The 14,663-nt window shown below is 45.7% G+C and carries 16 protein-coding genes; 2 read left to right on the forward strand and 14 right to left on the reverse strand.

The annotated features are described in order from the left end of the window. Positions 1-7 precede the first annotated feature (7 nt). The 14 genes from truA to GQ367_RS05430 form a co-directional block, all read right to left on the reverse strand. The gene (gene truA / locus GQ367_RS05365; protein WP_215289677.1) at positions 8-826 is read right to left on the reverse strand and encodes a tRNA pseudouridine(38-40) synthase TruA; all 819 of its coding nucleotides are present in this window, start codon (positions 824-826) and stop codon (positions 8-10) included. Position 827: 1 nt separating this feature from the next. Continuing rightward, on the reverse strand, positions 828-2,177 hold the full coding sequence (locus GQ367_RS05370) for a FimV/HubP family polar landmark protein (protein ID WP_215289679.1): 1,350 nt from the start codon (positions 2,175-2,177) through the stop codon (positions 828-830). A gap of 4 nt (positions 2,178-2,181) precedes the next feature. After that, on the reverse strand, positions 2,182-3,315 hold the full coding sequence (gene asd, locus GQ367_RS05375) for an aspartate-semialdehyde dehydrogenase (protein WP_215289681.1): 1,134 nt from the start codon (positions 3,313-3,315) through the stop codon (positions 2,182-2,184). Between the two features lie 62 nt (positions 3,316-3,377). Next, positions 3,378-4,445, reverse strand: a complete 1,068-nt coding sequence (leuB, locus tag GQ367_RS05380; protein ID WP_215289683.1) for a 3-isopropylmalate dehydrogenase — start codon at positions 4,443-4,445, stop codon at positions 3,378-3,380. Positions 4,446-4,469: 24 nt separating this feature from the next. Continuing rightward, positions 4,470-5,117, reverse strand: coding sequence for a 3-isopropylmalate dehydratase small subunit (leuD, locus tag GQ367_RS05385; RefSeq protein WP_215289685.1), 648 nt, complete (start codon positions 5,115-5,117; stop codon positions 4,470-4,472). Beyond that, the gene (locus GQ367_RS05390; protein WP_215289687.1) at positions 5,117-5,302 is read right to left on the reverse strand and encodes a hypothetical protein; all 186 of its coding nucleotides are present in this window, start codon (positions 5,300-5,302) and stop codon (positions 5,117-5,119) included. The genes leuD and GQ367_RS05390 overlap by 1 nt, the downstream gene beginning before the upstream one ends. 18 nt (positions 5,303-5,320) lie before the next feature. After that, the gene (gene leuC, locus GQ367_RS05395; RefSeq protein ID WP_215289689.1) at positions 5,321-6,733 is read right to left on the reverse strand and encodes a 3-isopropylmalate dehydratase large subunit; all 1,413 of its coding nucleotides are present in this window, start codon (positions 6,731-6,733) and stop codon (positions 5,321-5,323) included. A 12-nt stretch (positions 6,734-6,745) separates the two neighbouring features. Then, positions 6,746-8,056, reverse strand: a complete 1,311-nt coding sequence (gene gltA, locus GQ367_RS05400) for a citrate synthase (RefSeq protein WP_215289691.1) — start codon at positions 8,054-8,056, stop codon at positions 6,746-6,748. 78 nt (positions 8,057-8,134) lie between these two features. Further along, positions 8,135-8,398: a succinate dehydrogenase assembly factor 2 gene (locus GQ367_RS05405; RefSeq protein ID WP_215289693.1), complete on the reverse strand. Its 264-nt coding sequence runs from the start codon at positions 8,396-8,398 to the stop codon at positions 8,135-8,137. After that, positions 8,398-9,105 (reverse strand): succinate dehydrogenase iron-sulfur subunit, encoded by a 708-nt coding sequence (locus GQ367_RS05410; protein ID WP_215289695.1) that lies wholly within the window; start codon positions 9,103-9,105, stop codon positions 8,398-8,400. The genes GQ367_RS05405 and GQ367_RS05410 overlap by 1 nt, the downstream gene beginning before the upstream one ends. Before the next feature lie 18 nt (positions 9,106-9,123). After that, positions 9,124-10,902: a succinate dehydrogenase flavoprotein subunit gene (gene sdhA, locus GQ367_RS05415; RefSeq protein ID WP_215289697.1), complete on the reverse strand. Its 1,779-nt coding sequence runs from the start codon at positions 10,900-10,902 to the stop codon at positions 9,124-9,126. A 3-nt stretch (positions 10,903-10,905) separates the two neighbouring features. Further along, complete coding sequence (gene sdhD / locus GQ367_RS05420) at positions 10,906-11,268, reverse strand: succinate dehydrogenase, hydrophobic membrane anchor protein (RefSeq protein WP_215289699.1); 363 nt, start codon at positions 11,266-11,268, stop codon at positions 10,906-10,908. Positions 11,269-11,277: 9 nt separating this feature from the next. Further along, entirely contained in the window at positions 11,278-11,664 is a 387-nt protein-coding gene (gene sdhC / locus GQ367_RS05425) for a succinate dehydrogenase, cytochrome b556 subunit (RefSeq protein WP_215289701.1), read from the reverse strand. A gap of 130 nt (positions 11,665-11,794) precedes the next feature. Continuing rightward, complete coding sequence (locus GQ367_RS05430; protein ID WP_215289703.1) at positions 11,795-12,523, reverse strand: GntR family transcriptional regulator; 729 nt, start codon at positions 12,521-12,523, stop codon at positions 11,795-11,797. Positions 12,524-12,681: 158 nt separating this feature from the next. Between GQ367_RS05430 and GQ367_RS05435 the strand changes: the two genes are divergently transcribed. Beyond that, complete coding sequence (locus tag GQ367_RS05435; RefSeq protein ID WP_215289705.1) at positions 12,682-13,668, forward strand: malate dehydrogenase; 987 nt, start codon at positions 12,682-12,684, stop codon at positions 13,666-13,668. A 15-nt stretch (positions 13,669-13,683) separates the two neighbouring features. Beyond that, complete coding sequence (locus GQ367_RS05440) at positions 13,684-14,655, forward strand: CoA ester lyase (RefSeq protein WP_215289707.1); 972 nt, start codon at positions 13,684-13,686, stop codon at positions 14,653-14,655. Positions 14,656-14,663: the final 8 nt, after the last annotated feature.

The following is a 14,663-nucleotide window of genomic DNA, read 5'->3' on the forward strand; positions in this document are numbered from 1 at the left end:
TGCCTGACTATCCTAAAAGATTGATCGGTAAAAAGCTATTGGCCAAATTCGGCTCAGGAATTTCGAACTGTTCTGGGTATCCTACCCTAAGAAGATAAAGTCCATCAGCCATGAAGGTGGCACCGGCCAATTGACGGTTTTTTGCTGCTAGCAAACTGCTCATCCAGGTGACCGGTTCTTTTCCAGTGCCAATCAAGAGCAGACTACCCACCAAATTACGAACCATGTGATGCAAGAAAGCATTGCCCCTGAAAATAAAGTAAACCCATGGGCCATTTTCAATCACGGACACTTGGTACAAAGTCTTGATCGGAGTTTTACTTTGACATTCAGACGAACGAAATGAACTGAAGTCATGCTCACCCACCAATACCTGGGCAGCTTCATGCATGGCAGGCACATCCAAAGTTTTACCCTTTGGCAAACTTAAAAAGCCTGCTTTACCGTGCACGAGAGGTGAAGGCGTTGAACCAGTTAATAAGGCATAGCAATAGCTTCGCTCGAAAGCCATGTAGCGGGCATCAAAATGATCAGGCACTGGCTTGACCCACTGAACTGTGACACTTGGGGGCAAAAAGGCATTGACCCCTTTGACCCAAGAAAGATCGGGTCTCACCACTTCAGTATCAAAATGAACCACCTGACCCAAAGCATGAACTCCCGTGTCGGTTCTTCCTGCTGTGATGGTTTTAACGGGCTCATTGTTGTCACCAATGAAGCGACTCAAGGCTAACTCTAGGTGATCTTGAACGGTTTGGCCGTTACTTTGGGTTTGCCAACCAGAGAAAGCAGACCCGTCATACTGCAAACCCAAGGCAATGCGCATGCTATTTGGATGAGAGTTGATTGACTTCAGCCATCAATGATTTGGCTTGAATGGTTAGTTCAGGATCAATCTGATTGCTCACTGCCAACACTTCCTGAATCGCTTCTCTAGCTGCAGAAAAATCTTCAATGGTGATGTAGGCTCTAATCAGATTTAGTTTGACACGAAGACTTTCAGCACTCGGCAAAGAGCCAGAGTTTTGAGAAGCGGTCGCCGTAGGTACGAGATTTAAATCAAGCGATGCGAATAACTTGGCTGCTTGTTCAGGAACTGCATTTGACTGGGTATTTAACTTATTAGCAGAACTATCAGACTGACCAACCTTCTTTGCCTCACTCTTAGAAAGCTTTAACAAAACTAAAATGGCCAAGAAGACAAAAATGGCAATCGCCAAAGGACCTGTTTGATTTTTCCAATCAATCGCATCGGTATTTACTTGTACTGATCCTTGGTTTTGCATCAACTTCTTAAGATCAGCAATATTTTTTTCTAATTCAACAATTCTTTGTTTGGCTTCAGACAAAGCTTTTTCTTGAACCAGTAATTCTTCCATGCGACGCTTGGCTTCACCCTCTAGACCAGCAGCAGGACCCACCTTTAGTCGATCACCAATCGCGGTTGATGCTTTATCTTTACTTGAAGGCAGTGCACTTAAAGGTAAATCACCTTTGCCTGAGCGATAGGCTGCATCTGCGGATTGAGCGATTTCTTTGGCCTCTTGCTTAGGCACACTCTTGATCATGGCTTGGCTAGGCATCTTTAATTCTGCACCTGCCATCAAGCGATGAATACTGCCGCCTGCGAATGCTTGAGGATTTGCTCTGTACAAAGATATCAATGCCTGATCTAAGCTAGCTTCATCAAAGTTCGCTACAAGCTTGCTGGCGATTTCTGTCAACGTATCCCCAGCCTTTACTTCGACACTGGCTTGATCTGCCACCATCAAGGTATAAACACGACGCACCAAACCAGCAGACCAACGAACTTCTACCAAGGCATCCAAAAAGATTTCATTGGTGGCTAATTTCAATACTTCATCTGAAGTGATCTTGATTGCCACCGGCTCTTCTTTTGAGCCCTTCAATACCGTGACTTTTAATTGAGCTTGGGCAGCTGACGACGTGATGCCCAAACGTTGGTACATCTCAGGACTGGCCAAAGCCGCCTGAATGTCTTTGATCGATGAAAGCTCAGATGGGTCAACTTGAATCGAAATTTGCGCTTGCAGCGGTTCACCCACTTTTGATTGAATGCTCAAGTTGCCTAAATTCAAGGCAAGAGCTTGCCCAGCAAAAATTGCTGAGATCAACCCAAGTGCTAGACGATGAAAACGTGGCAAGAGCGCAATCAAGAAATTAACGCTCCAACAAAATGCGCAACATACGGCGCAATGGCTCAGCAGCGCCCCATAACAACTGGTCGCCCACTGTGAATGCGCCCAAATAATCAGGACCCATGGCTAATTTATGCAAACGTCCTACTGGCACAGTCAAAGTACCAGTCACTGCTGCTGGAGTTAAGTCTCTCTCGGTGGTTTCACGATCATTTGGCACAACTTTGACCCAATCGTTAGCACCAGCCAAGATGCCTTCGATATCGCTCAAAGGAATGTCTTTTTTGAGCTTGACGGTCAAGCCCTGTGAGTGACAACGCATTGCGCCAATACGCACACACAAACCATCAATTGGAATGCTGCCAGCAGTTCTGAATGGTGGGTTACCTAGAATCTTGTTGCACTCAGAGCCACCCTTCCACTCTTCTTTGGTTTGACCATGCTCAACAGGCACATCAATCCATGGAATCAAGCTACCAGCCAAGGCTGTGTTGCGGAAATTCTTTTTCGGGAAATTAGCTGAACGCATGGTTTCAGCAACTTTGCGATCAATATCCAAAATGGCAGATGCAGGATCAGCTAATTCTGTTTTAACTGCATCGTGCAAAGCGCCCATTTGAGATAACAACTCACGCATGTTCTGAGCACCCGCCCCAGAAGCTGCTTGGTAAGTCATGGCACTCACCCACTCGATAGCGCCTTCGCGGAACAAACCGCCCATCGCCATCAACATCAAACTCACTGTGCAGTTACCACCCACCCATAAGTTGCCACCTTTGCTGATAGCAGAATCGATCACTGGGCGGTTCACTGGATCCAAAATGATCACAGATTCATCAACCATGCGCAATGAGCTGGCCGCATCAATCCAATGACCTTTCCAACCAGCAGCACGAATCTTTGGATAAATCTCTTTGGTGTAATCGCCACCTTGGCAAGTGATGATGATGTCACAACGCTTCAACGCATCAATATCATCAGCTGAGTAAAGTTTTTTCTCATTCTTAGCCATCGCAGGCGCTGGTCCACCAGCATTGCTCGTGCTAAAAAAGACTGGCTCAATGAATGCGAAATCGCCTTCGTCTTGCATGCGCTGCATCAAGACACTGCCAACCATACCGCGCCAACCTACTAAACCAACCAATGGAGTTGCCATCACCACACCTATATTTTTAAAAAGTTTTTGTTAATTTTGTTAATGAACCTGGGGTATCTATCTTACAGAGCTTTTAGAACTGCTTCGCCCATTTCTTTTGTGCCCACCAATTGGCAGCCAGCTGTCTTGATATCACCCGTTCGATAACCCTGAGCCAAGACTTTTTGCACGGCAGCCTCAATGCGATCAGCTTGGTCAGCCATACCCAATGAATAACGCAACATCATGGCCGCAGACAAAATGGTCGCCAAAGGATTGGCAATGCCCTTACCCGCGATGTCAGGCGCTGAACCATGACTTGGCTCATAAAGACCTTTGTTGTTTTTATCCAATGAAGCAGATGGCAACATACCGATTGAGCCAGTCAACATCGATGCCTCATCCGACAAGATATCGCCGAACAAGTTACCAGTGACCACCACATCAAATGCTTTTGGTGCCTTGACCAATTGCATGGCAGCGTTATCCACATACATATGACTGAGTTCAACCTCAGGATATTCTTTAGCGATGAGCGTCATGACTTCTCTCCACAACTGTGAAGTCTCAAGCACGTTTGATTTATCAACACTGCACACGCGCTTGTTACGCTTTTGTGCCGCCTGAAATGCCACATGAGCAATGCGCTCTACTTCAGGCTCTGAATAACGCATGGTGTCAAAACCTTCGCGTGTGCCAGGGAATAAACCATCTGTAGCAGTACGAATACCCTTTGGCATGCCAAAGTAAATATCACCGTTCAACTCACGCACGATCAAGATGTTCAAACCAGCAATGATTTCTGGTTTTAAGCTAGATGCTTCAGTCAACTCTGGATAGCAAATAGCTGGTCTTAAATTAGCAAACAAACTGAGGTGTTTGCGTAAACCAAGAATGGCTTGCTCAGGACGTAGTTCACGGGCCAAGGTGTCGTACTTCCAGTCACCCACTGAACCAAACAAAATCGCATCAGCTTCTTTTGCTAACTTCAAAGTATCTTCAGGCAAAGGATGCCCTTTGGCCTCATAGCCAGCACCGCCCACTGGGGCAGTTTCCATTTCAAAGGATTCGCCCAAGGCATTCAAGACCTTCACTGCTTCTGCAATGATTTCAGGACCAATGCCATCACCTGGCAATACTGCAATCTTCATGTCAAACCTTTAAACAGGAAAAAATTAAGGAAGCTTTGTCGCTAACCAAGGCATGCGCAGAACTCTCTCAGACTCATAGGCCTTGATTTTGTCTGCGTGTCGCAACGTCAAACCAATATCGTCCAAACCATTGACCATGCAATATTTTCTAAATGGAGCGATATCAAAATCATAAGCGCGATCATCTGGCGCAATGACTTGTTGCTTTTCTAGATCGATGGTTAATTGGTAACCATTGAATGCTGCTGTTTCATTGAACAAGTGATCGACTTGTTGTGCAGATAAAACAATTGGTAACAAACCATTTTTGTAACAGTTGTTAAAAAAGATATCTGCAAAACTTGGAGCAATCACTGCTCTAAAACCATACTGCTCTAAAGCCCAAGGAGCGTGTTCACGAGAACTGCCGCAACCAAAGTTTTGACGAGCCAAAAGAATGCTGCCACCTTTGTAGCGAGATTGGTTCAAAACAAAATCAGGATTGATTGGGCGGTTAGAACAATCTTGACCAGGCTCGCCATGGTCTAAGTAACGCCATTCATCAAACAAGTTTTGTCCAAAACCAGTTCTTTTGATTGATTTCAAAAACTGTTTTGGAATGATGGCATCGGTATCCACGTTCTCGCGATCGAGCGGAACAACCAAGCCTTGGTGAACTGTGAACTTATTCATTATTTAACCGGTGTAACAACCACGCCAGAATTTGAAGCATCATTGCCAGAATCAGATTTCTTAGATGTATTTTTATCAACAACACTTCCCAAGTTCTGAAGATCTTGGCCGATACCAGAAATCGTATTGCAAGCCATCAATGAAGTAGCCATCAAACAAGCAAGTACTAATTTTAAATTTCTCATATTTATTGTCTCCAGGGTTTACGCTATTTTACGAACATCTACAAAGTGGCCTTCTAAAGCTGCAGCTGCAGCCATCGCAGGGCTCACCAAATGCGTTCTTCCACCATTACCTTGGCGTCCCTCAAAGTTACGGTTGGATGTTGAAGCACAACGCTCACCTGGCTCAAGACGATCAGCATTCATGGCCAAGCACATGGAGCAACCAGGCTCACGCCACTCAAAGCCAGCGGCCTTGAACACACGATCCAAACCTTCGCGTTCAGCTTGCTCTTTCACCAAACCAGAACCAGGAACAACCATGGCCAACTTCACAGTCGGCGACACCTTCTTAGCAATTCGCTCAACCACCCTTGCAGCCGCGCGGATGTCTTCAATACGACTGTTGGTGCAAGAGCCGATGAATACTTTATCAACCATGATGGCTTCAATGGCTGTGTTTGGCGTTAATGCCATGTAGCTGAGCGCTCTTTCCATGGCCTCACGCTTGACCGGATCTTTTTCTTTTTCAGGATCAGGTACTTTGTCTTCAATCGATAAAACCATTTCTGGTGAAGTACCCCAAGTCACTTGAGGTTTGATGTCTTCCGCGCGTAATTCAACCACTCGGTCAAATTGTGCGCCTTCATCGGTATGTAATTTTCTCCAATACTGCAAAGCTTGACGCCAAGCCTCACCCTCTGCTGGAGCATAAGGACGACCTTTGACGTAATTGATCGTTGTTTCATCAACACCCACAATACCTGCGCGCGCACCAGCTTCGATCGCCATGTTGCAGACCGTCATACGACCTTCCATGGATAAAGCGCGAATTGCTGTACCAGCAAATTCAATTGTGTAACCAGTGCCACCCGCAGTACCAATCTTGCCAATGATGGCTAAAACGATGTCTTTAGCAGAACAACCCAAAGGCAATTGACCTTCGACTCGCACCAACATGTTTTTACTTTTCTTCATGAGCAAAGTTTGCGTGGCCAACACGTGCTCAACTTCTGAGGTGCCGATACCAAACGCCAATGCACCAAACGCACCGTGCGTACTTGTATGAGAATCTCCGCAAACCACTGTCATACCAGGCAAGGTTGCGCCCTGCTCCGGTCCAATCACGTGCACGATGCCTTGACGCTTATCGTGCATCTTGTATTGCGTGATGCCAAATGAATCGCAGTTTTGATCCAAGGTATCAATTTGCAAACGCGATACAGGATCTTTGATGCCTTCAGAACGATCTGTTGTAGGAACGTTGTGATCAGACACCGCCAAATTGGCTGAATTTCTCCAAACTGGGCGCTTCGCTAAAGACAAACCCTCAAAGGCTTGAGGGCTGGTTACTTCGTGCAATAACTGTCGATCAATGTAGAGGACGGTCGTACCGTCCTCTTCCATATGAACCACATGGTCATCCCACAACTTGTCATACAAAGTACGTGCCATGAATTTTCCTAATTAACGCTTGGCGATCGGCTGAACAGTGCGTGTTGGGCTACCAACAAACAACTGACGTGGACGACCAATCTTGTATTCTGAATCAGTGATCATTTCTTCCCACTGTGAAATCCAACCCACTGTACGTGCAAGAGCAAAAATACAAGTAAACATCTCTGTTGGAATACCTAATGCACGCTGAACGATGCCTGAGTAGAAGTCTACGTTTGGATACAGCTTGCGGCTCACGAAGTACTCGTCTTCCAAAGCAATCTTCTCAAGTGTCATTGCCAACTTGAACAACGGATCATTCTCAAGACCTAATTCCTTAAGAACTTCGTAGCAAGTTTCACGCATCAATTTAGCGCGTGGGTCAAAGTTTTTGTAAACGCGGTGACCAAAGCCCATCAAACGAACGCCAGAGTTCTTGTCTTTAACTTTAGCAATGAACTCGTCAATCTTCTCAACGCCATCGTTGGCTTGAATCTCTTCCAACATCTGCAAGCAAGCTTCGTTAGCGCCGCCGTGAGCAGGACCCCACAAGCAAGCCACACCAGCAGCAATCGCAGCAAATGGATTGGTGCCTGAAGAACCAGCCAAGCGGACCGTTGAAGTTGAAGCATTTTGCTCATGATCAGCATGCAAAATAAAGATACGGTCCAAAGCTCTGACCAACACATCATTCACCTTGTACTCTTCACAAGGAGTTGCAAACATCATTTGCATGAAGTTAGCTGTGTATGAAAGATTGTTCTTTGGGTAAATCATTGGCTGGCCAACTGAATACTTGTAAGCCATCGCAACCAATGTTGGCATTTTTGCGATCAAACGAATTTGTGACACTTCACGTTGGTGAGCATCATTGATGTCCAAACCATCATGATAGAAAGCAGCCATCGCACCAACCAAACCTGTTAACACGGCCATTGGGTGCGCGTCACGGCGGAAGCCGCGCAAGAAGAATTGCATTTGCTCATGAACCATCGTGTGGTGCATGACCAAGTCATCAAATTCTTTCTTTTGAGCTGCATTTGGCAACTCGCCTTTTAATAATAAATAGCAAGACTCTAAGAAGTCACAGTTAGTGGCCAAATCTTGGATCTGGTAACCGCGATAAAGCAACTCACCTTTATCACCATCGATATAAGTGATCTTTGAGTTACATGAAGCTGTAGACATAAAACCTGGGTCATAAGTGAACTTACCCGTTTGACCATAAAGTTTGCGAATATCAATCACGTCAGGGCCAACAACACCCTTATAAATTGGCAACTCAATGGCTGGTGTGCCATCTGAGAACGATAACGTGGCTTTTTCATTTGTAGCGTTCATTTTTTCAATCCCTTATACGCGTTTTTTGTTTTTAGCAAACTAACAAGTTTTATTCCCAGCAACTTCTTGTAGAAATGATTAATTTCTAACTGGGCGCAACATGGCTAGGACACGATGCACACCTTCATTCGCAAGTTCCCCCTCCGGTTCCTTGCGACGCAGCAACAAATCCATCAAGTCATTGTCACTAAGATCCAACAAAGTATTGAGAGGCCCTAAGTCATCCTCTTCAATCTGATCATGAAAGCGCTCGAAGAAGCGCTCCATCATCAAATCATTTTCTAACAAACCTCGTCGCGCACGCCAACGCAAGAGCGACAAGGTTTCAGATGGTATCGGCATTAAACAGCTCGTCGAACCATTAACTCTTTGATCTTACCAATCGCTTTTGTTGGGTTCAATCCTTTAGGACAAACGTCCACACAGTTCATGATGGTGTGGCAACGGAACAAACGGTATGGATCTTCTAAGTTATCCAAACGCTCAGATGTCACCTGATCACGGCTGTCAGCGATGAAGCGATATGCTTGCAACAAACCAGCTGGACCCACGAACTTATCTGGGTTCCACCAGAACGATGGGCAAGATGTTGAGCATGAAGCACACAAGATGCACTCATACAAACCATCCAACTCTTCACGCTCTTCTGGGCTTTGCAAACGCTCTTTCTCTGGCGGCGGAATATCGTTCACCAAATAAGGACGAATCGAGTGGTATTGCTTGAAGAACTGAGTCATGTCAACGATCAAGTCACGCACCACTGGCAAGCCAGGTAGTGGACGCAAAGAAATCTTCTTTGGCAAAGTCAACATATTGGTCAAGCAAGCCAAGCCATTCTTACCATTGATATTCATGGCATCAGAACCACAAACACCTTCACGGCAAGAGCGACGGAAAGACAAAGTCTCATCCATCTTCTTTAGCTTCATCAACGCATCTAACAACATGCGCTCAGAACCATCCAACTCCACTTCATAACTTTGCATGCGTGGCGCTGCATCGACTTCTGGATCGTAACGGTAGACTTCAAATATACGTGTATCGCTCATGTTTCTTCCTTAATACTTTTAGAAAGTACGAACTTTTGGTGGAATAGATTCAACGGTTAGCGGAGTTAACTTCACAGGCTTGTAATCAAGCTTGTTGCCTTCGCTGTACCAGAGTGTGTGTTTCATCCATTGCTGGTCATTACGCTCAGGGTGATCATCGTGCGCATGTGCGCCACGACTTTCTTTACGAGCAGCAGCTGAAATCATTGTGGCATTTGCAGCTTCAACCAAATTCTCTAATTCAAGAGCTTCGATACGAGCAGTGTTGAACACTTTTGACTTGTCTTTCAAGTGAATGCTCTTCGCGCGCTCAGTGATTGTGCCCATTTTGGCAACGCCGCCATCCATGAGTTCTTGAGTACGGAATACGCCGCAATGTTTTTGCATCGTACTGCGAATGTCATTGGCCACATCTTGTGTGTACTCACCAGATGTTGAGTTGTCCAATTTCGCCAAACGTGACAATGAACTATCAGCAGCATCCGCTGGAAGTGGTTTGAACTCTTTTTGTTTCAATGCTGTCTCAACCACGTGATTACCAGCAGCGCGACCAAACACCAACAAGTCTAACAATGAGTTAGTACCTAAACGGTTGGCACCGTGCACTGATACGCAAGAGCACTCGCCCATCGCATAAAAACCATTGATCACTTCGTTTGGATTGCCATTCTTAGGCGCAACTACTTGGCCATGAATATTGGTTGGAATACCACCCATCTGATAGTGAATTGTTGGCACAACTGGAATTGGATTCTTCGTCACGTCCACGTTAGCGAAGTTGATACCGATCTCATAAACAGATGGCAAACGCTTGTGAATCGTGTCGGCGCCCAAGTGGGTCAAGTCGAGTTCGATGTAGTCTTTGTTTGGACCACAACCACGACCTTCTTTGATCTCTTGGTCCATACAACGAGAGATAAAGTCTCTTGGTGCTAGGTCTTTAAGAGTTGGTGCATAACGCTCCATGAATCGCTCACCAGAGCTGTTCAAAAGAATCGCACCTTCACCACGACAACCTTCGGTCAACAACACACCCGCACCAGCAACACCGGTTGGGTGGAATTGCCAGAATTCCATGTCTTCTAGTGGTACACCAGCGCGTGCTGCCATACCCATACCATCACCTGTGTTGATGAAAGCGTTGGTTGAAGCTTGCCAAATACGGCCAGCACCACCCGTTGCAAACATCACGCACTTGGCCTGAAGAATATGAACTTCTCCAGTTTCCATTTCTAAAGCAGTCACACCAACCACATCACCTTCAGAATCACGAATGATGTCTAGTGCCATCCACTCAACGAAGAAGTGTGTCTTGGCGCGCACGTTGCGTTGATAAAGTGTGTGCAATAAAGCATGGCCTGTACGGTCCGCTGCAGCACAAGCGCGCTGCACAGCTTTTTCACCGTAGTTCGCAGTGTGACCACCGAATGGACGCTGATAAATAGTGCCATCTGGATTACGGTCAAAAGGCATACCGTAATGCTCTAACTCATAAACAACTTTTGGAGCTTCACGACACATGAACTCGATCGCATCTTGGTCACCCAACCAGTCAGAACCTTTGACTGTGTCAAAGAAGTGGTAGTGCCAATTGTCATCACTCATGTTACCCAATGAAGCACCGATACCGCCCTGCGCTGCCACTGTGTGTGAACGTGTTGGGAAAACTTTTGAGAGAACTGCAACGTTTAGGCCAGCTTCAGCCAATTGCAATGAAGCTCGCATACCGGCACCGCCGGCACCAACGATAACAACGTCAAAACGACGTGTAGGTAATGCTGTCTTGATGGCAGCCATGCGTTACACCCTCCAAAGGATTTGAGCGGTATAGCCTAAACAACCAATTAGCCATAACGCGGTTAATACGTGCAGTGTCAAACGGATGCTCACTGGCTTGATGTAATCCATCCAAATGTCGCGAACACCAATCCATGCGTGATACAACAAACTCATGATGGCCAGCAATGTGATCAACTTCATGATCTGGTTGGCGAATAAGCCAGACCAAGCTTCATACGTTGCATCACCTAGCAAAAATGACACCAACAAAATTAATGTAAAGACAATCAAAATGACTGCTGTCACACGTTGCAACAACCAGTCTTTAAGGCCGTAATGGGCACCAACAACGATGCGCTTTGGTCCGATATTGTTATTAGCCATGTGGATTCCTTAAAACAAACCAAATAGCTTGGCAGCACACACCGCTGTCAAACTCAAACTAACCACTAGAACACCCACAGCTGATTTAGCAGCTGAGTATTTATCAATACCTTTGTGAAGATCTAGCATCAAGAAACGAATACCTGCACAGAAGTGATGAAGGTAAGACCAAATCAAAGCCAAAACGATCAATTTGATGATCGGATGAGCCATCACTGATTTAAAAGTTTCAAAACTGATTTCTGAAGTGATGCTTTTATCTAAAAGATAAAGCACGAATGGAATCAAAATGAACATCAATAAGCCGCTCACGCGATGCAAGATTGATACTTTGCCAGCCCATGGCAGGCGATATTTCATCAAGTCAAAAACATGAATATTTCTAAATTCTGGCATCTCAAACCCCTGTTTATTTTTTGCTGTGCTGCAAAACAAATGATTTTATCGCTTAATTAACTTTCTTAAGTCTGACTTTTCAAAAAAAACTGCTGCTAAAACTAAAAAATCTTAAAAACTGCCTACACCGTTAATTTAATTCATTTAAATAATGATGGCTTGCGGTCAAATACACAGCCTTACGAACCTCGACTGGACGCTCTCCGTAGGTGTAAGACACACGCTCCACAGCTAATAGTGGAGTGTTTTGCTCAACTCCTAAGTGCTTCGCAGATAACTCATCGGCAGCAACTGCTCTCAAGCGCTCAGTGGCACGCACCATATGGGTGCCAAATTCTGTTTCAAACAAGGCATACATCGGCCCACGCCAATCGACCAAGCGTTCGACGCTCAAACCCTTAAAAGTGGTTCCAGGAAGCCAAATTTCTTCGTAAACCGTTGCTTCTTCTGAAAAATAAAGAATACGCTCAATCTGAACCACCGCATCACCAGATTTGAGATCCAATAAACGGGCAATCTCAGCCGGAGCTCTTAAGCGCTTGCAGTCCAAAATGGTACTTTTTGGGTAATGTGGCTCACCGTCATCGGGAACCAGCCTCAAAAACCGGAAATGAACCCGGTCTTCATGGTGGGTGGCGACAAAAGTGCCCTTGCCTTGCCTTCTAACCAGTAGATTTTCACTGGCTAACTCGTCAATGGCCTTGCGAACTGTGCCCTGACTGACCTTGAACCTGGTGGCCAGGTCGTTTTCACTGGGAATGGCTTCGCCAGGCTTCCACTCTCCAGCCTGCAAGCTTCCCAAAATTAGCGCCTTGATTTGCTGATAAAGCGGGCTAAAAGTTGCAATTGTTTCGGTCATGACCGTTATTTCATCACAACCAAGGGGTTTTAGTCTATAGACTTATGTCTTATATAAGACTATTTGACAGAAATAGTCATAAAGTCCTAAACTTTGTAGGTTTAGCGTCAGAACCAAGGCGCAATATCACTTTTTTTAATTAAGCTTGGAGCAAACTCATGGCAAAAGCACCATTGCGCGTCGCAGTTACTGGCGCAGCCGGCCAAATTGGCTATTCATTATTATTCCGCATCGCCAATGGCGACATGTTGGGCAAAGACCAACCGGTGATTTTGCAATTGTTAGAAATCCCTGATGAAAAAGCTCAAAAAGCCCTTTCAGGCGTGATGATGGAGATCGATGACTGCGCATTCCCATTGCTTGCAGGCATGACTGCTCATAGCGATCCAATGACAGCGTTCAAAGACATTGACTACGCAGTTCTAGTGGGTGCTCGTCCACGTGGCCCTGGCATGGAGCGTAAAGATCTTTTGTCAGCGAATGCACAAATTTTCACAGCTCAAGGTAAAGCCTTGAACGCAGTAGCTAAGCGCACTGTTAAGACATTGGTTGTAGGTAACCCAGCAAACACGAATGCTTATATCGCGATGAAATCAGCACCAGACCTACCAGCTAAGAATTTCACAGCGATGTTACGTTTGGACCACAACCGCGCTTTGTCACAATTGGCAGCTAAGACTGGTAAAGCAGTGGCTGACATTGAGAAATTGATCGTGTGGGGCAACCACAGCCCAACGATGTACCCTGACTATCGTTTTGCAACGATTGGTGGTCAATCAGTGAAGCAAATGATCAATGACGAAGAGTGGAACAAGAACACATTCTTGCCAACAGTTGGTAAGCGTGGCGCAGCGATCATCGATGCACGCGGTTTGTCTTCAGCAGCTTCTGCTGCGAATGCTGCCATCGATCACATCCATGATTGGCACTGCGGTACAAATGGTAAGTGGGTCACAATGGGTATTCCATCAGATGGTTCATACGACATTCCTAAGGATGTGATGTATGGCTTCCCAGTGACCTGCGAAAACGGCGAGTACAAAATTGTTCAAGGTTTAGAAGTTGATGCATTCTCACGTGAGCGCATGAATTTCACATTGAATGAATTGACTGAAGAGCAAGAAGGCGTGAAGCATTTGCTCTAAGCAAACGCTCAAGTCATGCAACCTAGTCAAGTGTTGTTCCAAGGTGAGGCCCTTCCGAGGGCCTTACCTGTTTGTGATCACTACGCAGGCACTGAAGTGCGCATGCGCAAAGCATTGGCTTTGCAAGCAGAACTAGGTCCCGTCTTTGATATCACGTTTGATTGTGAAGATGGCGCACCGGTCGGTAAAGAAGCAGAACATGCTCAATTAGTTGCCGACATTCTTTTAAGTTCAGATAATCGTTTCAATCGTGTGGGGGTCAGAATTCATGATCCTAGTCATCCTTGCTGGAAAGCGGATGTCGAAACTCTGATCAAGCAAGCTGGCAAAAAAATCGCCTTCGTGATGATTCCGAAAGTGGTTTCAGCCACACAAACACAAAGCATCATTGATGAAATCAATCATGTTGCTAAAACTGCCAATATTGGCCGAGTAATTCCAATTCAAGTTCTGATTGAAACTCATGGTGCACTTCAAGATGTTCAAGCCATTGCAGCGCTAGAACAAGTCGAGTCTTTGAGTTTTGGTTTGATGGATTTTGTTTCAGCCCACCACGGCGCCATCCCTGGCAATGCGATGGACCGCGGTCAATTTGATCATCCATTGGTGGCACGTGCCATGCTAAAGATTTCAGCAGCCTGTCATGCACATGGCAAAGTACCCTCTCACAACGTTTGCACCAATATCAATGATGTCGCCATCATTGAATCTGACACTTTGCGAGCCAAGAATGAATTTGGCTTCACTCGCAAATGGAGTATTCATCCAAATCAAATTCCTGTGATCGTGAAGACTTTGTCTCCATCAGCGAATGAGATTGATGAGGCCTGCTCTATTCTGTTGGCAGCCCAAGCAGCACAATGGGGACCCATCCAACATGAAGGCAAACTTCATGACCGAGCCAGTTACAGGTATTTCTGGACTATTTTGCAAAAAGCTCATTTAACTGGTCACGCCATTCCAGCCAAAGCTGAAAAGTTACTCTAAGCCCTAGA

The organism is Polynucleobacter sp. MWH-CaK5 (genome assembly GCF_018687615.1).
Classification (GTDB): Bacteria; Pseudomonadota; Gammaproteobacteria; order Burkholderiales; family Burkholderiaceae; genus Polynucleobacter.